The organism is Pseudomonas sp. PS01303 (assembly GCF_029959385.1).
In the GTDB taxonomy this organism is placed as follows: Bacteria; Pseudomonadota; Gammaproteobacteria; order Pseudomonadales; family Pseudomonadaceae; genus Aquipseudomonas; species Aquipseudomonas rustica.
The window spans coordinates 1-1475 of sequence record NZ_JASCPK010000304.1 but is presented as its reverse complement, the minus strand read 5'-3'; the positions used below and the strand labels follow the sequence as shown (position 1 = coordinate 1475).

At 57.8% G+C, this 1475-nt stretch carries 1 protein-coding gene; it reads left to right on the top strand.

Going from position 1 to position 1475, the window contains the following annotated elements:
* The first annotated feature begins 281 nt into the window (after positions 1-281).
* Entirely contained in the window at positions 282-1364 is a 1083-nt protein-coding gene (gene sfnG, locus QMX93_RS30680; protein WP_282359333.1) for a dimethylsulfone monooxygenase SfnG, read from the top strand.
* The last annotated feature ends 111 nt before the right edge of the window (positions 1365-1475 follow it).

Genomic DNA, 1475 nt, shown 5'->3' with positions numbered 1-1475 from the left:
ATGTTACCTGTATCCAACTGTTGCGGCGACCCGTAAGACCCAATCGCGAGCAGGCTCACTCCTACAGGGGAATGCATTTCAAATGTAGGAGTGAGCCTGCTCGCGAAGACGCCAGTCCGGCCCCCCATCACCCCACTGTTGCCCACCCAACATGCAGCCAACAAATCTCTTTCTGCAAAACATCTGCACAACCGACAAACCCAACAGAACCGGGCATTTTCAGGCTGGCACACTTGCTGCTCTACCTCTCCCATCTCCCAAAACATCCCGAGGACACGCCAATGAGCCAGCAACCCGTCAAATTTGCCTACTGGGTGCCAAACGTCAGCGGTGGGCTGGTGGTCAGCAAGATCGAACAGCGCACCGATTGGGGCATCGACTACAACCGCAAACTGGCGCAGATCGCCGAAGCCGCCGGGTTTGAATACGCGCTGACGCAGATCCGCTTCACCGCCGGTTATGGCGCCGAGTTCCAGCATGAGTCGGTTGCGTTCAGTCATGCACTGCTGGCCGCGACGACCAAGCTCAAAGTCATCGCCGCGCTCCTGCCCGGCCCGTGGCAGCCGGCGCTCGCGGCGAAGCAACTGGCGACCATCGATCAACTCACTAACGGCCGCATCGCGGTGAACATCGTCAGCGGCTGGTTCAAAGGCGAGTTTCAGGCGATTGGCGAGCACTGGCTGGAGCACGACGAACGTTATCGCCGTTCCGAAGAATTCATTCGCTGCCTGCGCGGTGTATGGAGTCAGGACAACTTCACCTTTCGCGGCGACTTCTACCGTTTCGACCATTACAGCCTGAAACCGAAACCGCTTGGGCGGCCGGAAATCTTTCAGGGCGGCAGCTCGCGGGCAGCACGGGACATGGCGGCAAGGGTCTCGGACTGGTATTTCACCAACGGCAACAGCGTCGAAGGGATCAAGGCGCAGGTTGACGATATTCGTGCCAAGTCAGCGGCGAATAATCATTCGGTGAAGATTGGTGTGAATGCGTTCGTGATTGCCCGCGACACCGAAGAAGAAGCGCGAGCGGTGTTGGCGCAGATCATCGATCAGGCCGATCCGCAAGCGGTGAACGCGTTTGGCGATGCGGCGAAACAGGCGGGCAGGGCGTCGCCGGAGGGTGAAGGCAACTGGGCGAAATCAACCTTTGAGGATCTGGTGCAGTACAACGATGGCTTCAAGACCAATTTGATTGGTACGCCGTTACAGATCGCCGAGCGGATCGTGGCGTTGAAAGCGGTGGGTGTGGATCTGGTGCTGGCGGGGTTTCTGCACTTTCAGGAAGAAGTGGAATATTTCGGTGAGCGGGTGTTGCCGCTAGTGCGCGAACTCGAATCCGAAAAAACCGCCGCCGTTGCCTGAACACCACAAATCCCCTGTAGGAGCTGCCGAAGGCTGCGATCTTTTGATCTTGAAAACAACATCAAAAGATCGCAGCCTTCGGCATCTCCTACAGGGGACGGTGTTTACAGG